A 23093-nucleotide genomic window follows, 5' to 3' on the forward strand; every position below is an offset into this window, starting at 1 on the left:
GGTGCCTTAGGGCACCCCCGCTGCGTTGGTGACCCAAACTGCAATAATTGCCCTAAGCCCCCGGGATTCTGTCAAACCGAGGATTCTGCTAGGATACTGGCCTGCCTAACGCAGCATCTCTCCTCTAGCGTCCATGATGCCTGAGTGTGATGGCGGGTAGTGCAGGGACATATTTTTCATTCTGTTCATCGCGACATGTGGTCTTTCGTATGGGCCACCACTGCGCACAAGGACCCATTCATGCCCATCGTGACCCTGCCGGACGGCAGCCAGAGAACCTTCGACGAACCCCTGAGCGTCATGCAGCTTGCCGAAAGCATTGGCCCTGGTCTCGCCAAGGCGTGCGTTGCTGGCAAGATCGACGGGGTGGCGGTAGACGCCGCCGACATCATCGATCATGACGCCACGGTTGCCATTCTGACCGCCCGAGACCCAGAAGGCCTGGAGGTGATCCGTCACTCTTGTGCTCACCTGATCGGTCATGCGGTCAAGCAGCTCTATCCCGATGCCAAGATGGCCATTGGTCCGGTCATCGACGACGGCTTCTACTACGATATCGATTTCGGTCGATCGGTGACGCCCGAGGATCTCGAGGCCATCGAGAAACGCATGAAAGCGTTGATCGATCACGACTATGACGTCGTGCGAGATTATGTCGATCGTGACAAGGCCATGCTGACGTTCCTGCATCGTAACGAGCCATACAAGCAGGAAATTGTCCGAGAGATTCCTGAAGGCGAGACCATCCGTCTTTATCATCATGAAGAGTACACCGACATGTGCCGTGGGCCGCATGTGCCCAACACCCGGCACCTGAAAGCCTTCAAGCTGACCAAGCTTGCCGGTGCGTATTGGCGTGGTGATGCCGAAAAACCGATGCTGACGCGCATCTATGGCACCGCCTGGCCCGACAAGAAGCAGCTCAAGGCGTACTTGAAGCGTCTCGAGGAAGCCGAGAAGCGCGATCACCGCAAGCTGGCACGCAAGCTAGACCTCTTCCACATGCAGGAAGAGGCGCCGGGCATGGTCTTCTGGCATCCGCGTGGCTGGAAGCTGTGGCAGGTTGTCGAGCAGTACATGCGCCGGGTTTACGAGGAGGGCGGCTACCAGGAGATTCGCTGTCCCCAGATTATGGACGTCTCGCTTTGGAAGAAGTCCGGCCACTGGGACAACTATGCCGATGGCATGTTCTTCACTGAATCGGAGAAGCGTGAGTATGCGCTCAAGCCGATGAACTGCCCCGGCCATGTGCAGGTATTCAATTCCGGCTTGCGAAGCTATCGCGAGCTGCCGGTGCGTTACGGCGAGTTTGGCGGTTGCCACCGCAACGAGCCTTCCGGTGCACTGCATGGTATCATGCGGGTGCGCGCTTTCACTCAGGACGATGGCCACGTCTTCTGCACCGAGGAGCAGGTCGAGGCGGAAGTCACCCGTTTCCACCAGCAGGCACAGCAGGTGTATGGCGATTTCGGTTTCGACGAGATTGCCGTGAAGCTGGCCCTGCGCCCGGAGAAGCGGCTGGGTGAGGATGCGATTTGGGATCGTGCCGAGGATGCGCTGCGCAGCGCCCTAAGGGCCTGTGACGTAGAGTGGGAAGAGCTGCCGGGCGAGGGCGCCTTCTATGGCCCCAAGATCGAGTATCATATGCGTGACTGCCTCGGACGCGAGTGGCAGGTAGGCACCATGCAGGTCGATTTCATGATGCCCACGCGACTGGGTGCCCAATATGTCACCGCGGAAGGTGATCGGCGTGCCCCGGTGATGCTGCACCGAGCCATCGTCGGTTCGATGGAGCGTTTTATCGGCATCCTCATCGAACACTACGCCGGCGCGATGCCCCTTTGGCTGGCACCGCAGCAGGCGGTCATCCTCAATATCACCGATGCCCAGCGTGATTTTGCGACGAATCTGGAAAAACGTCTGCAAAAAAGCGGTCTTCGCGTCAAGGCGGACTTGAGGAATGAGAAGATCGGCTTTAAAATCCGCGAGCATACGTTGCAGAAAGTTCCTTATCTGCTGGTAGTAGGAGATAAGGAAGTCGAGGCCGACTCGGTGGCCGTGCGTACGCGTACCGGCGAGGATCTTGGCATCATGCGGGTCGACGACCTCATCGAGCGTCTGAGTGCCGAACTCGGCTGACGACATCGTCAATTGTCTAGGGAGACGGAACGATCAAGCGAAGCAACCCAAGAGGGCGCGTTCAAGACAAGCGCCCCCCAATGAACGAGCGCATCACCGAGGATCAGGTTCGCCTGATCGACAGCGACGGCGAACAGTTGGGCGTCGTGCCCACCAGTGATGCACTGGAACGTGCCGAAGCAGCCGGGATGGATCTCGTGCAGATTTCCAATGCCGACCCGATCGTCTGCAAGATCATGGATTATGGCAAATTCGTCTTCGAGCAGAAGAAGCAGAAATCTGCTCAGAAGAAGAAGACGAAGCAGATTCAGGTCAAGGAAGTCAAATTCCGGCCTGGCACCGACGAAGGCGACTATCAGGTCAAGCTCAAGAACCTGACGCGTTTCCTCGAAGGTGGTGACAAGGGCAAGGTCACGTTGCGTTTCCGTGGTCGGGAAATGGCGCACCAGGACATCGGCCGCAAGCTGATGGAACGGATTGCCGCCGATCTCGAGGAAATCGGGACCGTGGAGGCCTTTCCCAAGATGGAAGGGCGCCAGATGATCATGATCATTGCCCCCAAGAAGAAGTAAGTGCAAGAAAAAGTAACTGCAAGAAAATAAGTGATTCGACGGCCGGTTAAACGGGCGGGAAGGCAAAGACTTTCTCGTTGGCCCCGAATTTTCTGAAAAACCTCGAGCGGAGTTAGACTCATGCCGAAAATCAAGAGCAACAGTGGTGCTGCCAAGCGCTTCAAGAAGACGGCCAATGGCTTCAAGCACAAGCAGTCGTTTCGTAGTCACATCCTGACCAAGAAGTCCACCAAGCGTAAGCGTCAACTGCGTGGCATGAAGCAGATTCACGACGCGGACAAGCAGCTGATTCAGCGCATGCTGCCCAACCTGTAACCCTTGGTAGACCCATTTAACGTCAGGAGTAAGCTATGACTCGTGTCAAGCGGGGCGTTGTCGCCCGTCGTCGTCACAAAAAGATTCTCAAGCAGGCCAAGGGTTACTACGGTGCCCGGTCGCGTGTGTTCCGCGTAGCCAAGCAGGCCGTTATCAAAGCCGGTCAGTATGCCTACCGCGATCGCCGTCAGCGCAAGCGCCAATTCCGTGCGCTGTGGATTCAGCGTATCAACGCGGGTGCTCGTGTGAACGGCCTTTCCTACAGCCGCTTCGTCGGTGGCTTGAAGAAAGCCGGTATCGAGATCGACCGCAAGGTCCTGGCTGACCTGGCCGTCAACGAGAAGGCAGCGTTTGCTGCCATCGTCGAGAAGGCCAAGGCTGCCCAGTAAGTGACACCGTCAAGCCAGTCCGCCCGGCGAAGTCCGGTCGGGAGTTGACGTCGCAGGGGAAGAGCAGCCGCTCTTCCCCTGTTTTTTTGGTTAATGACCACCGAATTCGGAGCGCAACGGATGGACCACCTTCCTACCCTGGTTTCCGAGGCCCGCCAGGCCATCCAGGCCGCCGACAGCATCCAGGCGCTGGATGAGCTGCGTGTGCGCTACCTCGGCAAGAAAGGCGAGCTCACTGCGTTGCTCAAGGGTCTTGGCAAGTTACCGGCCGATGAGCGCCCGGCTGCCGGCGAGCATATCAACCAGGCGAAGCAGGCACTGGCGCAGGAGCTTGATGTCCGTCGCCAGGACCTCGAGAAAGCGGCCCTCGAGGCACGACTTGCCGCCGAGCGTGTGGATGTCACTTTGCCGGGGCGTGGCCAGCCAAGTGGCGGGCTGCACCCGGTCACGCGCACCCTGGAGCGCATCGAGGGGCTGTTTACCCGTATTGGCTATGATGTGGCGGTCGGCCCTGAAATCGAGGACGACTATCACAACTTCGAAGCGCTCAACATCCCGGCGCATCATCCGGCACGTGGAATGGCCGATACCTTCTACTTCGATGCTACGCGTCTGCTGCGCACGCATACCTCGCCGGTACAGGTGCGCACCATGAAGGCGAGTCAGCCACCCATCCGCATCGTCTGCCCGGGGCGTGTATATCGCAGCGACTCCGACCTGACGCACACCCCGATGTTTCATCAGGTGGAAGGACTTCTGGTTGACGAAGATGTCAGTTTCGCCGACCTCAAGGGCACCATCGAGGACTTCCTGCACGCGTTTTTCGAGCGTGATGACCTCTCGGTACGTTTCCGTCCTTCCTACTTCCCGTTCACCGAGCCATCCGCCGAGGTCGACATTCAGTGCGTGATGTGTGCCGGTGACGGATGTCGGGTTTGCTCGCATAGTGGCTGGCTTGAAGTGATGGGCTGCGGCATGGTGCACCCCGAGGTGTTCCGTCACTCGGGCATCGATGCCGAGTGTTACAAGGGCTTCGCTTTCGGCATGGGGGCCGAGCGGCTGGCGATGTTGCGCTATGGGGTCAACGACCTGCGGCTGTTCTTCGACAATGATTTGCGATTTCTTCGCCAATTCGCCTGATCGCCGACCTAAACCGTTGCTTGCTGAACACAGGATTGACCATGAAATTTTCCGAACAATGGCTGCGTGACTGGGTGTCCCCTCAGCTTGCCACCCAGGCGCTGGCCGACCAGATCACCATGGCCGGCCTGGAAGTGGATGCCGTCGAGCCTGTCGCCGCGCCCTTCGAAGGCGTGGTGGTGGCCGTGGTGGTCGGCAAGGCTCCACATCCCGATGCCGACAAGCTTAGCGTCTGCCAGGTCGATGATGGCAGCGGCGACCCCGTGCAGGTGGTATGCGGGGCACCCAATGTCGCGGCCGGTCAGAAGGTGCCCTTTGCACGCGTCGGCGCGGTGTTGCCGGGTGACTTCAAGATTCGCAAGGCAAAGCTTCGCGGCGCTGAATCGCGTGGCATGATCTGCTCGGCCTCGGAACTCGGTCTCGAGGAGGAGACCTCCGCAGGCATTCTCGAACTGCCCGCGACGGCCCCGGTCGGCGAGGACTTCCGTGCCTGGATGGGGCTTGATGACGCTACCATTGAGGTCGACCTGACACCCAATCGCGGCGATTGCCTGAGCGTGAAGGGCATGGCGCGCGAAGTGGGCGTACTCAATCGCCTGCCGGTCAACGGGCCTGGGGTCGCCCCCGTGGCTGCCACCCATGATCAGACCTTCCCGGTGCGTGTCGAGGATGCCGAGCGCTGCCCGCGCTACATAGGGCGACTGATCAAGGGGGTAAACCTCGCTGCCGAGACGCCGCTGTGGATGGTCGAGCGGCTACGCCGCAGCGGCATCCGCTCCATTGACGCTGTCGTTGATATCACCAATTACGTCATGCTGGAACTTGGCCAACCGCTGCATGCTTTCGATCATGCCAATTTGCACGGTGCGGTGATCGTGCGCCTGGCGCGTGAGGGTGAGCGGTTGGTACTGCTCGATGGCCAGGAGATCACCCTGGGCGGTGATACGCTGGTGATTGCCGATGAGCGTGGGCCGCTGGCGATAGCAGGGGTCATGGGGGGAGAGCACTCCGGCGTCAATGTTGACACCCGTGACATCTTCCTCGAGTCGGCGTTCTTCTCGCCGCTGGCGGTGGCGGGGCAGGCGCGCCTCTACGGCTTGCACACCGATGCCTCGCATCGCTTCGAGCGCGGCGTCGATTCGCGCCTGGCACGTGAGGCCGCCGAGCGAGCCACGGCGTTGCTGCTCGAGATCACCGGTGGCGAGCCGGGACCTCTCATCGAAGTGTCAAGCGATGCGCATCTGCCGGTTGGGCGGGATGTGCTGCTGCGTGCCACGCGGCTTGAGCAGGCTCTCGGCAAGGCGCTGCCTGCTGACGAGGTCGGCGAGATTCTCGAGCGCCTCGGCATGGGGGTCGAGCCAACCGCCGAAGGCTGGCTTGCCAGCATTCCCAGCTGGCGATTCGATATAGCCATCGAAGAGGACCTGATCGAGGAGGTGGCCCGAATCCACGGCTATAACCGCTTGCCGGTTCGCCGTCCTGCCGCGCGCCTGGCGCTGCGTCCCGATCATGAGGCACACACGCCGCTGGGTAGGTTGCGGCGGCAGATGGTGGCGCGGGGCTACCAGGAGGCGGTGACCTACAGCTTCGTTGCCCCCGACCTTCAGCAGGCACTGCTGCCGCAGGCGGTGTCACCGGTGCTTGCCAACCCTATCTCCAGCGACCTTTCGGTGATGCGGGCCAGCCTGTTTCCGGGGCTGGTTCGAGCTCTCACGCATAACCTCAATCGCCAGCAGACACGCGTGCGGTTGTTCGAGACGGGACTCGTGTTCCGCGGAGAGCTCGACGAATTGCAACAGATACCGATGCTTGGTGCATTGGTGTGTGGCTCGCGTGATCCGGAAGGCTGGTCTGGTGGCCGTGACAGCGTGGACTTCTTCGACCTGAAGGGTGATCTCGAGAGCCTGCTTTCGATGAGCGGCGAACCTGATGCCTGGCGTTTCGAACCCGCCGAGCATTCGGCGCTACACCCAGGGCAAAGTGCGCGGATTCTGCACCGCGGTGAGGAGGCGGGCTGGATCGGTACCTTGCACCCCGCGGTACGCAGCAGACTGGGTTTGAAGGTCGATGCCATCCTTTTCGAAGTACGCCTGGACGGACTGACGCATGGTCGCGTTCCAGCCTTTACGCCGTTGTCACGCTATCCCGAGGTGCGCCGCGACCTGGCGTTCCTGGTGGCCGAGGATCTACCGGTACAGGCACTGCTCGATACCATCGGCAGCCGGGCCGGTGAGTGGCTGATCGAGCATCGACTGTTCGATGTCTATCAGGGCAAGGGGGTTCCTGAGGGTTGCAAGAGTATTGCCCTGGGCTTGACCTGGCAGCATCCTTCGCGCACGCTGAATGATGAGGAAATCAATCAGTTGGTTGATGCCATCGTCACCGAGACGGGCCAGCATCTGGGCGCGGAATTGCGCGGATAGAGTGCTGCGGGGCTTTTGACAGGCGGCATGGCGGACCCCACACGAGGGAGTGAACATGGGTGCACTGACCAAGGCGGAACTTGCTGAACACCTGCACACCGAACTTGGCCTCTCCAAGCGTGAAGCCAAGACGATGGTGGAAGCGTTCTTTGAGGAGATTCGTGCTTGCCTTCGCGAGAACGAGCAGGTCAAGTTGTCCGGTTTCGGTAACTTCGACCTGCGAGACAAGCGTGAAAGGCCGGGCCGTAATCCCAAGACGGGTGAGGAGATTCCGATATCGGCGCGTCGCGTGGTGACCTTCCGGCCAGGGCAGAAGCTCAAGAGCCAGGTCGAGAGCTATCGTGGCGAGGCCTTGTAACTCCCGTCTTGTAACCCCCGTAGAGATGTCGTGATCCGTTGTAACGTCAATCGCCACCCATTGGGTGGCGATTGTCGTTGGGTGGCCGAACAGCTTGGCGAGGGGGATCGGTTGAGGTCGAAATGGCGGTCGCTTGCGTGTTAAACGCTGCCACCTCTCTCGAGTATCCAGGTGATCACCACCTTGAGGATATATCCCAGGATTCCGGCACCCAGCACCACGAACAGCATGATCGTGCCGAAACGTCCGGCATTCGATTTTCTAGCCAGATCCCAGATGATGAATCCCATGAACAGGATCAGGCCACCAATCATGATCGGTGTGATCCATGCCTCGAACGTTTGCTGCATGATGCCTCCGTGCTGGGACAAACCTGAGTATTATACTGGGTCATGTACTCGGGTGCAGGTCCATGCCTGCGTCAGGATGTCTCGCTCTGGCGGTTAGCCAGGGTGCAGCCTGTGGGGCTTGCATGATAAAATCCGCGCTAAATTCTCAGGTAAATCCATGACATGCCAATGCTGAAAATCTTCGTCGGAACCATGTACGGCGGCGCGCTGGATGTGGCCGAACAAGTCAAACCGCTTTTCGAGAATGCGGGTTTTGAGGTCGCCATCTACGATCAACCGTCTCTTGATGATCTGCTCGGCTCGCCAACCGACGTGGCGCTGTTCTGCGTCTCCACCACCGGCAGCGGAGACTTCCCAGGCAACTTCGTGCCTTTCGCCCGTGAGCTCGAGGAGCAAAGCCCCGGGCTTGCTTCGCTTCGCTACGGGATCATCGCCCTGGGCGACAGCTCTTACGGCGAGACCTTCTGTGGCGCTGGGCGCCATCTCGATCATCTGCTTTCCGAGCAAGGCGGCAAGCGCCTCGGCGAGCGGCTCGAAGTCGATGCCATGGAAACCTTCATGGCCGACGACGCCGCCTTGCCGTGGGTTGAGGAATGGATCGAAACCCAACAGTTGAAGGTCGCGTGACGATGGGATCGCAACCAACGGCTGAGCGGTTGAGCCTGCTGATTGGCCTGGTCGGCTTGATGCTGGCGACACTGCCGCGCTATGTAGCGGGCGGACACGCCACGCGACTGAACCTTATCCTCGTGGCGCTTGCCGTTGTCGTTGTCGTGGCGGTGGCTAACTGGCGCATGCTGTCCATCACGTCGCGTCAGCGTCTGCCCGAACTCTTCAAGCGCCTGGGGCTGTGTCTCGTTGCCGGGATGCTCGGTATGGGGGCGTGGCATGCCGTTTTCTCCGACTGGCTGAGCTGGCAGTTGCTGCTGGCCCATGGAGCAACACTGGGGCTGCTGCTGCATGCCCTGTGGTTGTGGGTGCGACCCTACGAGGGATAACGACTCTCCCCCGCAGGATCACGCCATACTCTAGCGAGACTCAGCCCAGGGTGTAGCAGGGTTCGTACTCGCCATCCAGCTTCATGCGGCCCTGCGCGACGAATGAGCCGAGAAGTTCGTCGAGGCGAGCCATCAACTCGGGTTCAGCATGCAGGCGAAAGGGGCCGTTGGCCTTGATGGCGCGAATACCCTGTTCCTTGACGTTACCGGCGACAATCCCCGAAAACGCTCGGCGCAGATTCGCCGCCAGTTCATGAACCGGTTGGTTGCGGTGCAGGGCAAGTGACGACATCGCTGCGTGAGTGGGCTCGAAAGGTTCCTGGAAGTGCCGGTCGATGGCCAGCCGCCAGTTGTAGTAGAAGGCATCCTGGCGACCACGGCGATCCTCGGTCACCTTGTCGATACCCTTGCGCATATGCCTTGCCACGTCGGTGGGGTCGTCGATGATGATCTGGTAAAGCGAGCGAACCTGCTCACCCAGGGTGTAGGTGAGAAACTCGTCGATGCGCTTGAAATAGTCGGCACTGTTGGCAGGCCCGGTGAAGACCACCGGCAGCGCCACATCGCTATTGGCTGGGTGCAGCAGGATCCCCAGTAGATAGAGGATCTCCTCGGCGGTACCGACACCGCCCGGAAACACGATGATGCCATGACCCAGCCGCACGAAGGCCTCTAGGCGCTTCTCGATATCCGGCATGACCACCAGTTCATTGACGATCGGGTTCGGAGCTTCCGCGGCGATGATGCCCGGTTCGGACACACCAAGATAACGCCCCTCGCGTCGCCGCTGCTTGGCATGGGCGACGTTTGCGCCCTTCATGGGCCCCTTCATGGCCCCGGGGCCACATCCGGTACAGATGTCGAGTTCGCGAAGCCCCAGGTGGTAACCAACGTCCTTGCTGTACTCATACTCTTCGCGTGAGATCGAATGGCCGCCCCAGCAGACCACAAGGCTCGGGTCGCGGCCGGGCTTCAGGGTCCCGGCCTTGCGCAGGATGTGGAACACCGCGTTGGTGGTACCTTCGGCAGTGCCAAGGTCGAAGCGACGCTGGGTCTGGATCTCGTTGAAGACATAGACAATGTCGCGCAGGATCGCCGAGAGGTGCTCACGGATGCCCCGGATCATCTTGCCGTCGACGAAGGCCTCGGCAGGCGCATTGGTGAGTTTCAAGCGTACGCCGCGATCCTGGGGAATCACCTCGATGTCGAAGTCCTTGTAGGTCTCCATCAGTGCGACGCTGTCATCGGTTGGCGAGCCGCAGTTGAGCACCGCCAGTGCACAACGCCGGAGCAGGTCATGCAGGCCGGATTTCGAGGTGTCGTGGAGACGGCTGACCTCGTGTTGGGAAAGGATCTCCAGGCTCCCTTCAGGGGAGATGATACTGGAAATGGTGTTGGGCATTCAGAGCGTCCTTGTAAGGTACAAGACCAGAGTAGGGTACAAGAGCGGAGTCCATGAAACTCCAGGCTCGACCAGGGTCGTGGTTCGAACGGATAGTATCGGATGCTACCACGCCACCGTGACTCGCGCAGCGCTGCACCGTCAGGTCGGAGCTGCTAACATGATGCCTTCAATCCCGCGCCCAACTGACGGTCGGGAAATCGTCAGTGACGTTCCGCACCATGTTCAATGCTCTGTATTTCCGCACCTTCATCACCCTGGTCGAGACCGGCAGTTTTACCCTGACCGCACGGCGCCTCGAGATGACCCAGCCAGGGGTAAGTCAGCATGTTCGCAAGCTGGAAAAGTATCTCGACAAGTCGTTGCTCGAGCGCCATGGCCGACGCTTCACGCTAACTGAAGCTGGACGACGGGCTTATGACTATGCCTTGAAGTTGTTTGCCGAGCATGAGCAGTTTCGCCACTCGTTGGATGCCGATTCGCTGTATTCCGGCGAGTGTCGGTTGGCGTCTCCAGGCAGCGTGGGTCTGATGCTGTACCCATTCATTCTCGGCCAGCAGCAGATGCACCCTGGGCTTTCGGTCAATTACAGCTTTGCCTTCAACCAAGAGATCGTTCAGGACGTGCTTGCCGACCGCTTTGATCTTGGCATCGTCACCGAGCAGATCCGTCAGCCTGACGTGAAGGTCGAACCCTGGCATCGCGAGCCCCTATGTCTTGTTGTCCCGGCGGATTTCGTGGGTACGGGGCTTTCTGAATTGATGGGCATCGGCTTCATCAACTATTCGGATGGGGCGAGTCATGCCAGTGCGCTGTTGCGCAGCAATTTCCCGGACGAATTCCGTTCAATGAGCCATTTTCGCCGCCAGGGATTCACCAATGAGGTCGGGATGGTACTGGATGCGGTGGCCCGAGGCCTCGGTTTCACCGTCGTCTCGCGGTTGGTGCTCGAGACCTCGCCTTGGCAGCGCCAGGTCAAGGAGCTCGATCTGCCGGTGGCGGTGCATGAATCCTTGCACCTGGTGACCCGTACCGGAGTGGAAACACCGCGCCGCTACGCGCGTCTGCTCGAGGACTTCCGAGAGCAGCGCCGCCAGGCGCTGCATGGCTACACAGAGTGGTCGAGGCAGGATTGAACTCATCCCACCTATTCATCGTTCTGAGTGCTGACGAGGTAGGCGGCGAGTGCGTCGATCTGCGCTTCATCGAGGGATTCGCGGTAAGCCGGCATCACCCCGACCCCGTTCTTGACAGCGTTTCGCACCATGTCGGCAGTCGGCTTGAGGTCATCCAGATTAGGGCCAATGGCCCCAGTGGATCCAGCATCGGATAATGTATGGCATATAGTGCAGGAAGGGGCGGCCTGCTCGGTGAAGACCTGTTTGCCGAGCGCCAGCATATCGTCTCCCGCCAGGGTCGAACCACTGGCTAGCATGGCGCTTAAAAACAGGTATGTCACAGGTGGTTTGGTCATCGGTTGCTCTCGTCAAGGATAGGAGCGTGCGGCGACGGCTGGCGCTTGGCCAGCTGACGCCGCACACCAGATCGTCAACCAACGTTGACGCTTACCCCATGGTCTTCCCAGCCATTATGGCCATAACCACGTTCGTTGTCGGTGCGCTCACGCGGCTGGCTATTGCCATCCATATCGGTGGCCCGCGAGACGATGCGGTGTTCGCCTGATGATAATTCGGTGGCCAGTACGAAGGGACGCCAGGCGTAGGGACCAAGATCCGGACCAATGATCTCAGCTTCTTGCCAGGACTCACCACCGTCAACGGATACCTCGACCTTGTCGATCGCCTTGGTGCCTCCGAAGGCGACCCCGTAAATCAGGTTGCGGCCTTCGTGGGTGGTGTCGAGTGGCAGTGTGACCCAGGATTTGACATTCATTTCCCACATGGAGGGCTGGTCCGACGAACCGGAAACGCCGACATCACGCACCCGATACCCCGATACCTGGATCTTGGCGTCCGTTTGCTCTTCGGTCATTGCCAGCTGTCTGACGTACTTGACGTTATTGACACCATAGTAGCCAGGAACCACCAGGCGTAACGGTCCGCCATGGGCGCGGTCCAGGGGCTCATCATTCATTTCCCAGGCGAGCAGGGCGGACTCCAGTGCTTCCGTAGGGATGGAGCGCTCGACCATGATGTCCTTGGGTTCCAGCCCCTCTGGAATCGTCTCGCCACCCGTGGCAGTGATATAGCGGGCACCGTCGGCGCTGCCGCCGAGTTCGTCGATCACGGCCTTGAGCGGTACCCCCGTCCACACCACGCAACCGGCGGCACCGACACTCCATTGGGTGCCGCTCGCGCCATGCGGAAAAAAGGCGCGACCATTGCCGGAACATTGCAGCACCGAGGCGACGGATGTCACTTGCATCCTCTTGAGCTCGCCGAGGCTCAGGGTGCGTGGGTTACCGACGCCTTCGATGGATATCTCCCAGGCATCCGGATCTTCGGTGATCGCGGGATCTGGCGCAGGGAGGTTATTGCGTACGAACAGTGTGCGTGAGGGCGTGATCACACCGCTGCGAATGGCATCGCGCCGGGTCTCTATCGTTTCACTGCCGTGCAGGATCAGGTCTTGCTGGCGCTTCCATGATACGTAATCGGGAAGTGTCTCGAGTGTGTCGGCGCGGCTGGTGGGTACCAGGTGCATGAGGCCATAGGCCGCGAGCACTCCGGCGCTGCCTTTCAGCAACAGCCGTCGTGCTGGATTGTCCAGTGTTGCTGTCGTTTCGCTGGGCTGCGTGGACATCTAGCGTCTCCTGGTGGTTATCATTGTTGGTAGAGAGGTATCACCCAGGCAGATAAAGCCGGCAGAAAGATCCTGGGGAGGGACGTCAGTGGCGTGTGTGGTCCGCACGATAGACGGATGTAACATATTTATATAAGTAGTTATTGGTGCCACGGTCAAGGCACAAAAAAGCCCCGTTCGACGGGGCTAAGTCAAGACGGGGTGCGTTGCCGCAGGTTCTGGGCAACCTGTCTTAGTCTCGGTACTCGTCGATGCTCGGGCAGGAGCAGATCAGCTGACGGTCACCAAAGACATTATCGACCCGGTTGACGGCGGGCCAGATTTTGGCGGCCTTGACCGCAGGGCTTGGAAAGGCACCCAGCTCACGGGAGTAGGGGCGCTTCCAGGCGGCGTCCATCAGGTCGGCCATGGTATGCGGAGCGCGAGTGAGTGGATTGTCGTCGACCGGCCACTCGCCTCGCTCCACGTTGGCGATTTCCTCGCGAATCGCGATCATCGCGTCACAGAAACGGTCGATCTCGTAACGCGATTCCGATTCGGTAGGCTCGATCATCAGCGTGCCCGGCACCGGGAACGACATGGTAGGCGCGTGAAATCCATAGTCCATCAGGCGCTTGGCAATATCTTCCTCGCTGATACCCGAACTGCTCTTGAGCGGCCGGATGTCGATGATGCACTCGTGTGCCACTGTGCCGTTGACGCCCTTGTAGAGTACCGGGTAGTGGTCCTCCAGGCGCTTGGCCACATAGTTGGCGTTGAGAATGGCAAGCTCGGTGGCGCGCCGTAGCCCCTTGGCGCCCATCATCTTGATATAGGCCCAGGAGATAGGCAGGATCGCCGCGCTGCCAAATGCCGCCGCGGAAACCGCCCCGCAATCGGCATTGACGCCGTCGATCGGGGTCACCACGTGGTTGGAGACGAAAGGCGCCAGGTGTGCCTTGACGCCGATCGGGCCCATGCCCGGGCCGCCGCCGCCGTGGGGAATACAGAAGGTCTTGTGCAGATTGAGATGGCTGACATCACCGCCGAAGTCGCCGGGGCGGGTCAGGCCCACCTGGGCATTCATGTTGGCACCATCGACATACACCTGGCCCCCATGCTGGTGAACGATCTCGCAGACCTCGCGCACGCTCTGCTCGAACACCCCGTGGGTGGAAGGGTAAGTGATCATGATGGCGGAAAGATTGGCGCTGTGGGCCTCCGCCTTGCGGCGCAGGTCAGCCAGATCGATGTTGCCGAAGGTGTCGCATTCAACGACCACGACCTTCATCTGCACCATGGCAGCCGATGCCGGGTTGGTGCCGTGGGCGGAGCTGGGGATCAGGCAGACATCGCGATGCCCTTCGCCGACCGACGCCTGATAACGGCGGATTGCCACCAGCCCGGCATATTCGCCCTGGGCACCCGAATTGGGCTGCATGGAAATGTGGTCGTAGCCGGTGATCTCCACCAGAAATGCGGCCAATTCATCGATCATCTGCCGATAGCCAGCGACCTGGTCGCGCGGGGCGAACGGGTGGATGCCGGCAAACTCCGGCCAGGTGATCGGCACCATTTCGCTTGTTGCGTTGAGTTTCATGGTGCAGGACCCCAGCGGAATCATCGCGTGGGTCAGCGAGAGGTCCTTGTTCTCGAGGCGCTTGAGATAGCGCAGCATCTCGGTCTCGCTGCGGTAACGCTGAAAGGTCGGATGGGTCAGGAAGGCGGACTCGCGACGACAGGCGGCGGGAATCCCGGTGCGCGATTCCGCAATGGCGCGTTCGTCCAGTCCGCTGACCGACAGGCCATGTTCCTCGCCGAGCAGCACATCGAAGAGCGTATCGAGATCATGTGCGGTGGTGGTTTCGTCGAGGCTGACCGCCACGTCGCCACCCGGGAAGTAGCGCAGATTGATCTCGTGGGTCATGGCGCGGCCATGAATCTTGCCGGCATCGACACCGGTCAGGCGCAAGGTGTCGAACCAGCTGTCGTGCGCCAATGCCACACCCTTTTCCTCAAGCCCCATGGCCAGCAGTGTGGTCAGCCGGTGAATGCGCCCAGCGATGGTGCGCAGGCCTTCGGCGCCATGGTAGACGGCATAGAACCCCGCAATGTTGGCAAGCAACGCCTGGGCGGTACAGATGTTGGACGTGGCCTTTTCGCGGCGGATGTGCTGCTCGCGGGTCTGCATGGCCATGCGCAGTGCGGGGTTGCCGCGGGTATCGCGTGAGACGCCGATAATACGTCCAGGGATCGAACGCTTGAGCTTGTCGGTGGTGGCGAAGAAAGCGGCATGCGGACCGCCATAGCCCATTGGCACCCCGAAACGCTGGCTGGAGCCCACCACGATATCGGCGCCCAGGGCGCCAGGCTCCTTGAGCAGCACCAGGCTCATGATATCGGCGGCAACACAGGTCATCACGCCCCGATCCTTGGCGGCTTCGAGCAACGGCGCCATATCCCTTACCTGGCCGCCATCGCCAGGATACTGCAGCAGTGCGCCGAAGACATCGGCGTCGGCAAGTTCCTCCACCGGCGCGACCAGCAGTTCGAAGCCGAAGTAGGCCGCACGGGTGCGCACCACATCCAGGGTCTGGGGCAGTACGTTATCGGCAATGAAGAACACGTCACTCTTCGCCTTCTTGTTGGCCCGACGGCATAGCGCCATGGCCTCAGCGGCGGCGGTGGCTTCATCGAGCAGCGAGGCATTGGCGAGATCCATGCCCGTAAGGTCCATGACCATCTGCTGGAAGTTGAGCAATCCCTCGAGACGACCCTGGGCGATTTCGGGCTGGTAAGGGGTGTAGGCCGTGTACCAGCCAGGGTTCTCGAGCACGTTGCGCTGGATGACCTGAGGCAGGTGAGTGTCATGGTAGCCTTGGCCGATGTAGCTCTTGGCCACGCGATTCTGCCGGGCCAGGCGCTTGAGGTAATCGAGTGCCTCCGCCTCGCTGCGCGGGGGATCGAGATTCAGTTCGCGGTCCATGCGGATGTCCGCAGGCACCGTGCGTTGCACCAGGGTGTCCAGACTGTCCATGTCCAGGCTTGCCAGCATGGTGGCGACATCCTCGTCACCGGGGCCGTTGTGGCGTTGGATGAAGGCATCATGAGCGGCCAGATCGGCCAGGCGGCGGTTGTCGAAAGCCATGGAACACCCTGTACGTGTAACGGAGCCGGTCGCAAGCGACCGGGTCGGAAATGGAAAGCCCCGGCCAGACGACCGGGGAGCAGAGGCGTTGTGCGATCAGTCGTCGCTGTCTACCACGGCCTGGTAGCCATCGGCATCCATCAATGCATCGAGGTCAGCCGTGTCGCTCACCCGAACCTTCATGATCCAGCCATCTTCATAGGGCGATTCGTTGACGGTTTCGGGGGCGTCTTCCAGTGCGTCGTTGACCTCGATGATCTCACCGGCCACAGGTGCATAGAGATCGGAGGCGGCCTTGACCGACTCGATGACACCGAACTCTTCCTTGTGCTCGAGTGAACGGCCTACCTCTGGCAGTTCGACGAACACCACGTCACCCAACGCCTCCTGGGCGTGGTCGGTGATGCCGATGGTCACGGTGCCGTCACCGTTGTCCAGCACCCATTCATGACTCTCGGCATAGCGCAGGTTGGCGGGAATTGAGCTCATCTCGTTTTCCTATACGAAAAAGGTTTTCTGGATTCGCGAATGCTAACGCCATTGGCGACGTTTGGCGAGTCCGCCTTGGCATGTCGTCATGCAGCACTGCCGGGACCCATGCCGTCGTTCAGGGTGGCTCGCCAGGGTGATATCGTCCAGTGCCAAGATTGTGTCCCTTGACCGATTGTCTGCCGCCGGCAGGCCATCGCAAGAACTCTAGACGCCATCATCGACGTCTGCCCATGGCCTTCCTACGCTATAGGTGGCGCTGCGTTCACCAAGGCTTGCCAACCGGGGCGGCCCAGGGGAGATCGATGCGAATGTTGATGGAGTTTGGCAGCAGGAGGAGGGGATGCAAGTTTCCGATAGGAAACAGACCTCGGGCGGATTTGCCTGCTAAGCGGGGCAGCGCATGCGACCACTTGAGCGATGTTCGGGGCCAGGATCCGCTATGTTACGCAAGCTTGCTGTAGTGATAACTCGATAAGACCGACGTTAAACGGCATAATCCACTGGTCTGGCGATGTCGCCAGTAGTGCTCAAGGCACAACAACAAGCGAAAAGGGAGATTCTCGTGGAAACCTTGAACAGTATTTTCGGTGCAATCAATGGGGTGGTCTGGGGGCCACTCATGCTGATCCTGCTGCTTGGGGTGGGTTTGTACCTGCAGATCGGTCTCAAGCTGATGCCGATTCGCAAGCTGGGAACCGGCTTCAAGTTGATGTGGGCGGGGCGCGATCGCAAGGTAGCCAAGGGTGAGGCCGCATCCGATGATAAGGATGGTGAAATCTCGCCCTTCAACGCCTTGATGACCGCGCTTTCCGCCACCATCGGAACGGGCAATATCGCAGGCGTTGCCACGGCCATTGCTCTGGGTGGTCCAGGCGCGGTGTTCTGGATGTGGATCACCGCCCTGGTAGGCATGGCCACCAAGTTCGCCGAGGCGGTGTTGGCCGTGCGCTACCGCGAGACGGACAGCACCGGCTACCACGTCGGCGGGCCGATGTTCTATATCAAGAATGGCCTGGGACGCAAGTGGCTGTGGCTTGGTGGTGTGTTCGCGTTCTTCGCGGCGGTAGCGGCGTTTGGTATCGGCAATACCGTGCAATCCAACTCGGTGGCCGATGCCATGAACTCCACCTTCGGGATTCCTGCCTGGTTGACCGGCGTGGTGCTGATGGTACTGGCCGGTGCGGTCATACTGGGTGGGATCAAGCGGATCGGCAAGGTGGCCGGCAAGCTGGTGCCGATCATGGGGATTGCCTATGTCGTGGCCGGCCTTCTGGTTCTGTTCATCAACGCTGGCCAGCTGGGTGAGGCATTCAGCATGATCTTCTACTATGCCTTCAACCCGCATGCGGCTATGGGTGGCTTTGCTGGAGCGGCGGTCATGGCGGCGATCCGCTTCGGTGTCGCGCGGGGTATCTTCTCCAATGAGGCAGGTCTTGGCAGTGCCCCAATCGCCCATGCTGCGGCCCAGACCAAGAACCCGGTACGCCAGGGGCTGATTGCCATGCTCGGCACATTCATCGATACCATCCTGGTATGCACGGTCACGGCGTTGGTGATCTTGACCTCGACGGTCTGGGTGGATGGCGAAGCGGGGGCTTCCCTGACTGCGCTGTCGTTCGATGCGGCATTGCCCGGGTTCGGTAACCAGATCGTGGCACTGGCATTGGCCGTATTCGCCTTCACTACCATTCTGGGCTGGTCGTTCTACGGCGAGAAGTGCTTCCAGTTCCTGTTCGGTACAGGCTCGATCATGCTCTATCGGGTACTGTTCGTACTGGCGATTCCGTTGGGTGCCATGGCCAACCTTGGTTTCATCTGGTTGATGGCCGATACCTTCAACGCGATGATGGCCATCCCCAACCTGATTGCCCTGGCGCTGCTGTCGCCGGTGGTCTTCAAGCTGGCGCGTGACTACTTCGATGGCAAGGATGTATTGCCAGGAGAGGAGCTGGACCACGACAAGCACTGATCGAGTATCGATCGCGTGTGTGAGGTGCCCCAGGTGGGCACCTCTCGTATTTTGACCCGATCCATCCACCAACCATTGAGGGAGACGAGATGAGCGATCTCAACCGCACGCCGCTGCATGGCCTGCATATGGAGCTGGGGGCGAAGATGGTGCCCTTTGCTGGTTACGATATGCCGGTCCAGTATTCGCTCGGCGTGAAGAAGGAACACGAGCACACCCGTGCCGCCTGTGGGCTGTTCGACGTCTCTCACATGGGGCAGGTGTTGCTGCGCGGCCCGGCACCGGGCGAGGCGCTGGAAACCCTGGTGCCCGCCGACATTCTCGGCCTGCCCGAGGGCATGCAGCGTTATGCGCTGTTCACGGCCGAGGAGGGCGGAATCCTCGATGACCTGATGGTGGTCAATGCCGGCGACCACCTTTACCTGGTGGTCAATGCCGCCTGCAAGGATCAGGACATCGCTCATTTACGCAGGGGCATTCCCGAGAGCCACGAGGTCGAGGTGCTCGACCGTGGTCTGCTGGCGCTGCAGGGGCCGAAGACGGCAGACGTCATGTCGAGGCTGTGTCCCGAGGCCTGTGAACTGGTCTTCATGCAGCATGGCCATTTCAGCATCGATGGCATCCCGGTATGGATCAGCCGCAGTGGCTACACCGGCGAGGATGGTTTCGAGATTTCGGTTCCCGCCGATCAAGCCGAGGCCCTGGCGCGTCGTCTGCTGGCCGAGGCGGAGGTGGAGGCGATTGGCCTTGGTGCGCGGGACTCGCTGCGTCTCGAGGCTGGCCTGTGCCTGTATGGCCACGACATCGATACCACGACAACGCCAGTGGAAGCGGGCTTGATCTGGGCGATCGGCAAAGCGCGGCGGCGCGGTGGTGAGCGCCCGGGCGGCTTCCCGGGTGCGGATCTGATTCTCCACCAGGTGGAGAAAAAGGACCATCGCCGCAAGCGGGTCGGCCTGCTGGGAGAAGGGCGTGCTCCGGTGCGCGAAGGAGCGTACCTCTTCGATGCCGAAGACCGTCATGTCGGTGTCGTGACCTCGGGTGGTTTCGGCCCGACAGTGGGAAGCCCGGTGGCCATGGGTTATGTCAGCATCGAGCTTGCCGAGCCGGGAACCACCGTATATGCCGAAGTGCGAGGCAAGCGCCTGCCAATGACGGTGAGCAAGACACCCTTCATCACCCCCGGTTATCACCGCGGTTAATGCTTGACGCGGCGTGGTAACGTCGCGTTCCTTCCTCCCGCGAAATGACAATGGATCCCGTGTCGAGGCGCAGGATCCGTTGCGCTTGTCTGAAATATTTATACCGTTATCTTTCTGGATCAGAATCACGCTAACCAACGGCGACAACGCGCACTCTTAGGCAGGTCCGACACTGACGCCGGTACGAACCAAGCGCAGGCATACCACCATGCTGCAACGCAGCGCATTTGTATGATTGGTTGAAATTCAATAAGGTAGGCCGCTTTGAGCCTTCACTGGCGCCCAAAGCCACAATGGCACCATGGAGCCATGTCTCGACACTCGATCCCTCGAGCGCGCTTGCGTGATGAGGGGAGCTGACAAAATAGGCTTAGTCAATGAACGAGAACCGCAATGTCAAGATTCGGGTTCGCAACCTGACCAAAGTCTTCGGCAACAACCCGAAGAAAGCCCTGGAGATGCGTGATCAAGGATTGCGCCGTGCCGATATTTTCGAGAAGACGGGCCAGACGCTCGGCTTGTCGAATATCAATTTCGATGTCCACGAAGGTGAGTTGCTCGTCATCATGGGGCTGTCGGGTTCCGGCAAGTCAACCTTGATTCGCTGTCTGAATCGGTTGATCGAACCCACCGAGGGGGAAATCGTCATCGATGGCGAAAACATTCCCGAGCTGGGCGACAAGGCGCTGCTGGAATGCCGTCGTCGCCACTTCTCCATGGTGTTCCAGAATTTCGCCCTGTTTCCCCACCGCACGGTCCAGCAGAATGCCGAGTTCGGGCTGGAGGTTCGTGGCGTCGACAAGAGGCAAAGCGCCGAGACCGCACGAAATGCCCTCAAGCAGGTGGGCCTTGAAGGCTGGGAAGATGCCTTGCCCAACCAGCTTTCCGGTGGCATGCAGCAGCGTGTAGGCCTGGCCAGGGCACTGGCCAACGACGCCACCGTGCTTCTCATGGACGAAGCCTTTTCCGCACTCGACCCGTTGATTCGTGGCGACATGCAACAGGAACTGCTTGAACTCCAGAGCCGCATGCAAAAGACCACTGTGTTCATCACCCATGACCTGGATGAAGCACTGACCATCGGTGATCGCATCGTGTTGCTCAAGGACGGGGAAGTGGTCCAGATCGGCACTCCCGAAGAGATCCTTACCCAGCCCGCCGACGATTATGTCCGCCGCTTCATCGAGGGGGTCGACAAGTCACGCATCTTGACGGCCGAAAGTGCCATGCGTCCGGTTCGCGCCATCGCCCGCGAAGACGATGGCCCACGCACGGTGTTGCGCAAGATGAAGGAAAATTCAATCGACTCGATCTACGTCACCAGCCGTGATCGCAAGCTCCTGGGGCTGGTGGATGTCGATGCCGCCGATCGGGCCAGCAAGGATGGCAAGGACACCATCCGCGACTCCATGACCCAGGATTTCCGCTCCGTGGGACCCGACGAGCCGATGCATAACCTCTTCGCGATGTTCAGCGAACGCAGCTTCCCCATCGCCGTGGTGGATGACGATCAGCGACTGCTCGGCGTCGTGGTCAAGGGCGGCGTTCTCGACCAACTGGCACAGGCAGGAGACAACTGATGGCAATCGACATACCAAGAATTCCCCTGGGCGATTGGATCGAGGGCGGCCTCAACTGGCTGACCAGTGAATACTCGCTCGTCACGCGGGCGATTTCCCGCGTGACACAGACCGGCATCAATGGCCTCAATGACGCCATGATGTGGATTCCCCCCTGGGCGCTGCTGGCCATCATTGCCTTGTTGTGCTGGAAAGCCGCCGGCACGCGCCTGGGTATCGGTGCGGCGATCGGCCTGGCGCTGATCTGGAATCTGGGGCTGTGGGAGCCGATGATCGAAACGCTCACCCTGGTGGTGATCGCGACAATGGTGGCCGTCGTCATCGCGATCCCGGTGGGTATCGCCGCGGCACTCTCCGAGCGGCTCTACAAGACGATCATGCCGGTACTCGACTTCATGCAGACGATGCCTGCGTTCGTTTATCTGATCCCGGCGATTCCCTTTTTCGGTATCGGTTCGGTCTCGGCGATTTTCGCCACGGTGATCTTTTCCATGCCGCCGGCAATTCGCTTCACGACGCTGGGGATCCGCCAGGTGCCGCTGGAGTTGATCGAGGCCGCCGACGCCTATGGTGCCACGCGTCGCCAAAAGCTTCTCAAGGTGCAATTGCCGCTGTCGCTGCCCACAGTGATGGCCGGCATCAACCAGACGATCATGCTGGCCTTGTCGATGGTGGTCATCGCCGCGATGATCGGTGCCGATGGTCTGGGCAGCGAAGTCTGGCGCGCCATTCAGCGTCTGCGTCCTGGCGATGGTTTCGAGGCAGGCATCGCGGTGGTGATCCTTGCCATGCTGCTCGACCGGCTGACCCAGTCAATGCGCAAGACGCGCAAGTCCTGATCCGAAGGAGGTCGTCATTGGATTACTTGCCATCGATCAGCGAGTGGTCCAGGGGAGTCTCCGTTGACCACAACGGTTGAATTCTCCATTGGCTACCTCCACTGTCGTACTGTCATACCACAAAAGAGGTAGATTGATGCTCAAGCAGCCGCTTAGCCGTCACATCCGTTTTGCCAGCCTGGCACTGATCGCTGGTGCAGGCCTTGCCGCCGGCGCCGCTCAGGCCCAGGACAAGGGCAGTGTCCATCTCACATACGTCGAGTGGTCTTCCGAGGTCGCCTCCACCAACGTGGTACGCGCCGTGCTGGAACAAGCCGGCTATGAGGTCGAGATGACCTCACTGTCCGCCGCCGCCATGTGGCAGTCGCTGGGCACGGGTGATGCCGATGCCATCGTGGCCGCCTGGCTGCCCACCACCCACGCCGATTACATGGAACGCGTGGAAGATGACGTGGACGACCTCGGCGTCAACCTCGATGGTACCAAGCTAGGCCTGGTGGTTCCGGCCTACACCGATGTCGATTCCATTGACGAGCTCAATGACAACGCCGATGCGTTCAACGGCGAAATCATCGGCATCGACCCCGGCGCCGGCCTGATGAGTTTGACCGAGGAAGTGGTCGAGACCTACGACCTCGACCTCTCTTTGCGCAGCGGCAGTGGTGCTACCATGACCGCAGCCCTGGCGAATGCCATCCGTAATGAGGAAGACATCGTCGTCACGGGCTGGACGCCGCACTGGAAATTCGCTCGCTGGGACGTCAAGTATCTTGAGGATCCCGAGAACGTTTATGGTGGCGCCGAGCAGATCCACACGGTGGTTCGTCAAGGGCTCGACGAGGACATGCCGGAGGCATACGCCATCCTGGATGCCTTCGAGTGGACGCCCGAGCAGATGGGCGAAGTCATGCTGATGAATCAGGAAGACGACGCCGATCCCTACGAGAACGCCAAGACGTGGGTCGAGGACAACCAGGACGTTGTCAGTGAGTGGCTTTCCGCCGCCGAGTAAGACGAGCGGAACCCACACAAGTA

The 23093-nt window shown here is 60.3% G+C and carries 21 protein-coding genes; 15 read left to right on the forward strand and 6 right to left on the reverse strand.

The window, feature by feature from the left end; genetic code table 11:
* Positions 1-240: 240 nt before the first annotated feature.
* The 7 genes from thrS (at position 241) to ihfA (ending at position 7336) form a co-directional block, all read left to right on the forward strand.
* Complete coding sequence (thrS, locus tag C6V82_RS06510; protein WP_102586571.1) at positions 241-2139, forward strand: threonine--tRNA ligase; 1899 nt, start codon at positions 241-243, stop codon at positions 2137-2139.
* A gap of 32 nt (positions 2140-2171) precedes the next feature.
* A complete protein-coding gene (gene infC / locus C6V82_RS06515; RefSeq protein ID WP_102586570.1) occupies positions 2172-2711 on the forward strand; it encodes a translation initiation factor IF-3 in 540 nt (179 codons plus the stop codon).
* 120 nt (positions 2712-2831) lie between these two features.
* Entirely contained in the window at positions 2832-3026 is a 195-nt protein-coding gene (rpmI, locus tag C6V82_RS06520; RefSeq protein WP_102586569.1) for a 50S ribosomal protein L35, read from the forward strand.
* 35 nt (positions 3027-3061) lie between these two features.
* Positions 3062-3415 carry a 50S ribosomal protein L20 gene (rplT, locus tag C6V82_RS06525; RefSeq protein WP_102586568.1) on the forward strand — a complete coding sequence of 118 codons (354 nt, stop codon included), beginning with the start codon at positions 3062-3064 and terminating at the stop codon, positions 3413-3415.
* A gap of 120 nt (positions 3416-3535) precedes the next feature.
* Complete coding sequence (gene pheS, locus C6V82_RS06530; protein WP_102586567.1) at positions 3536-4555, forward strand: phenylalanine--tRNA ligase subunit alpha; 1020 nt, start codon at positions 3536-3538, stop codon at positions 4553-4555.
* Between the two features lie 41 nt (positions 4556-4596).
* Positions 4597-6978 (forward strand): phenylalanine--tRNA ligase subunit beta, encoded by a 2382-nt coding sequence (pheT, locus tag C6V82_RS06535; protein ID WP_102586566.1) that lies wholly within the window; start codon positions 4597-4599, stop codon positions 6976-6978.
* 55 nt (positions 6979-7033) lie between these two features.
* Positions 7034-7336, forward strand: coding sequence for an integration host factor subunit alpha (gene ihfA, locus C6V82_RS06540; protein ID WP_102586565.1), 303 nt, complete (start codon positions 7034-7036; stop codon positions 7334-7336).
* Positions 7337-7476: 140 nt separating this feature from the next.
* Here the strand turns inward: ihfA and C6V82_RS06545 are convergent, their stop codons facing one another.
* Positions 7477-7686 carry a DUF2788 domain-containing protein gene (locus tag C6V82_RS06545; RefSeq protein WP_102586564.1) on the reverse strand — a complete coding sequence of 70 codons (210 nt, stop codon included), beginning with the start codon at positions 7684-7686 and terminating at the stop codon, positions 7477-7479.
* 162 nt (positions 7687-7848) lie between these two features.
* On the opposite strand from C6V82_RS06545, the gene C6V82_RS06550 reads away from it, so the two are divergent.
* Positions 7849-8313, forward strand: a complete 465-nt coding sequence (locus tag C6V82_RS06550; protein ID WP_102586563.1) for a flavodoxin domain-containing protein — start codon at positions 7849-7851, stop codon at positions 8311-8313.
* A 2-nt stretch (positions 8314-8315) separates the two neighbouring features.
* The gene (locus tag C6V82_RS06555) at positions 8316-8684 is read left to right on the forward strand and encodes a hypothetical protein (RefSeq protein WP_102586562.1); all 369 of its coding nucleotides are present in this window, start codon (positions 8316-8318) and stop codon (positions 8682-8684) included.
* Positions 8685-8724: 40 nt separating this feature from the next.
* On the opposite strand, the gene ppnN is transcribed toward C6V82_RS06555, so the two are convergent.
* On the reverse strand, positions 8725-10086 hold the full coding sequence (ppnN, locus tag C6V82_RS06560; RefSeq protein WP_102586561.1) for a nucleotide 5'-monophosphate nucleosidase PpnN: 1362 nt from the start codon (positions 10084-10086) through the stop codon (positions 8725-8727).
* Between the two features lie 221 nt (positions 10087-10307).
* On the opposite strand from ppnN, the gene C6V82_RS06565 reads away from it, so the two are divergent.
* Complete coding sequence (locus C6V82_RS06565) at positions 10308-11222, forward strand: LysR family transcriptional regulator (RefSeq protein WP_102586670.1); 915 nt, start codon at positions 10308-10310, stop codon at positions 11220-11222.
* Positions 11223-11233: 11 nt separating this feature from the next.
* Here the strand turns inward: C6V82_RS06565 and sorU are convergent, their stop codons facing one another.
* The 4 genes from sorU to gcvH all read right to left on the reverse strand — a co-directional run bounded on the left by sorU (position 11234) and on the right by gcvH (position 16465).
* Entirely contained in the window at positions 11234-11560 is a 327-nt protein-coding gene (gene sorU, locus C6V82_RS06570; RefSeq protein WP_219724465.1) for a SorU family sulfite dehydrogenase c-type cytochrome subunit, read from the reverse strand.
* 74 nt (positions 11561-11634) lie between these two features.
* Positions 11635-12849: a SorT family sulfite dehydrogenase catalytic subunit gene (sorT, locus tag C6V82_RS06575; protein ID WP_102586560.1), complete on the reverse strand. Its 1215-nt coding sequence runs from the start codon at positions 12847-12849 to the stop codon at positions 11635-11637.
* A 232-nt stretch (positions 12850-13081) separates the two neighbouring features.
* Positions 13082-15976 (reverse strand): aminomethyl-transferring glycine dehydrogenase, encoded by a 2895-nt coding sequence (gene gcvP / locus C6V82_RS06580; RefSeq protein ID WP_102586559.1) that lies wholly within the window; start codon positions 15974-15976, stop codon positions 13082-13084.
* 96 nt (positions 15977-16072) lie between these two features.
* Positions 16073-16465, reverse strand: a complete 393-nt coding sequence (gene gcvH, locus C6V82_RS06585; RefSeq protein ID WP_102586558.1) for a glycine cleavage system protein GcvH — start codon at positions 16463-16465, stop codon at positions 16073-16075.
* 565 nt (positions 16466-17030) lie between these two features.
* On the opposite strand from gcvH, the gene C6V82_RS06590 reads away from it, so the two are divergent.
* From C6V82_RS06590 to C6V82_RS06610, 5 genes are all read left to right on the forward strand, one after another.
* Positions 17031-18437 (forward strand): alanine/glycine:cation symporter family protein, encoded by a 1407-nt coding sequence (locus tag C6V82_RS06590; protein WP_102586557.1) that lies wholly within the window; start codon positions 17031-17033, stop codon positions 18435-18437.
* A gap of 89 nt (positions 18438-18526) precedes the next feature.
* Positions 18527-19639, forward strand: coding sequence for a glycine cleavage system aminomethyltransferase GcvT (gcvT, locus tag C6V82_RS06595; RefSeq protein ID WP_102586556.1), 1113 nt, complete (start codon positions 18527-18529; stop codon positions 19637-19639).
* 377 nt (positions 19640-20016) lie between these two features.
* Entirely contained in the window at positions 20017-21219 is a 1203-nt protein-coding gene (locus tag C6V82_RS06600; RefSeq protein WP_102586555.1) for a quaternary amine ABC transporter ATP-binding protein, read from the forward strand.
* Between the two features lie 5 nt (positions 21220-21224).
* Positions 21225-22058, forward strand: a complete 834-nt coding sequence (locus tag C6V82_RS06605) for an ABC transporter permease (protein WP_102586668.1) — start codon at positions 21225-21227, stop codon at positions 22056-22058.
* A gap of 136 nt (positions 22059-22194) precedes the next feature.
* Positions 22195-23070, forward strand: coding sequence for a glycine betaine ABC transporter substrate-binding protein (locus C6V82_RS06610; protein WP_102586554.1), 876 nt, complete (start codon positions 22195-22197; stop codon positions 23068-23070).
* Positions 23071-23093: the final 23 nt, after the last annotated feature.

The organism is Halomonas urumqiensis (assembly GCF_003028575.1).
In the GTDB taxonomy this organism is placed as follows: Bacteria; Pseudomonadota; Gammaproteobacteria; order Pseudomonadales; family Halomonadaceae; genus Halomonas; species Halomonas urumqiensis.

Coding starts and splice junctions, on each gene's coding strand:
- C6V82_RS06545 (WP_102586564.1), bottom strand. CDS start 7,686: ATGCAGCAAACGTTCGAGGCATGGATCACACCGATCATGATTGGTGGC.
- thrS (WP_102586571.1), top strand. CDS start 241: ATGCCCATCGTGACCCTGCCGGACGGCAGCCAGAGAACCTTCGACGAA.
- C6V82_RS06550 (WP_102586563.1), top strand. CDS start 7,849: ATGCCAATGCTGAAAATCTTCGTCGGAACCATGTACGGCGGCGCGCTG.
- C6V82_RS06565 (WP_102586670.1), top strand. CDS start 10,308: ATGTTCAATGCTCTGTATTTCCGCACCTTCATCACCCTGGTCGAGACC.
- C6V82_RS06610 (WP_102586554.1), top strand. CDS start 22,195: ATGCTCAAGCAGCCGCTTAGCCGTCACATCCGTTTTGCCAGCCTGGCA.
- gcvT (WP_102586556.1), top strand. CDS start 18,527: ATGAGCGATCTCAACCGCACGCCGCTGCATGGCCTGCATATGGAGCTG.
- sorT (WP_102586560.1), bottom strand. CDS start 12,849: ATGTCCACGCAGCCCAGCGAAACGACAGCAACACTGGACAATCCAGCA.
- rplT (WP_102586568.1), top strand. CDS start 3,062: ATGACTCGTGTCAAGCGGGGCGTTGTCGCCCGTCGTCGTCACAAAAAG.
- pheT (WP_102586566.1), top strand. CDS start 4,597: ATGAAATTTTCCGAACAATGGCTGCGTGACTGGGTGTCCCCTCAGCTT.
- C6V82_RS06600 (WP_102586555.1), top strand. CDS start 20,017: ATGAACGAGAACCGCAATGTCAAGATTCGGGTTCGCAACCTGACCAAA.
- gcvH (WP_102586558.1), bottom strand. CDS start 16,465: ATGAGCTCAATTCCCGCCAACCTGCGCTATGCCGAGAGTCATGAATGG.
- ppnN (WP_102586561.1), bottom strand. CDS start 10,086: ATGCCCAACACCATTTCCAGTATCATCTCCCCTGAAGGGAGCCTGGAG.
- rpmI (WP_102586569.1), top strand. CDS start 2,832: ATGCCGAAAATCAAGAGCAACAGTGGTGCTGCCAAGCGCTTCAAGAAG.
- C6V82_RS06555 (WP_102586562.1), top strand. CDS start 8,316: ATGGGATCGCAACCAACGGCTGAGCGGTTGAGCCTGCTGATTGGCCTG.
- ihfA (WP_102586565.1), top strand. CDS start 7,034: ATGGGTGCACTGACCAAGGCGGAACTTGCTGAACACCTGCACACCGAA.
- gcvP (WP_102586559.1), bottom strand. CDS start 15,976: ATGGCTTTCGACAACCGCCGCCTGGCCGATCTGGCCGCTCATGATGCC.
- sorU (WP_219724465.1), bottom strand. CDS start 11,560: ATGACCAAACCACCTGTGACATACCTGTTTTTAAGCGCCATGCTAGCC.
- pheS (WP_102586567.1), top strand. CDS start 3,536: ATGGACCACCTTCCTACCCTGGTTTCCGAGGCCCGCCAGGCCATCCAG.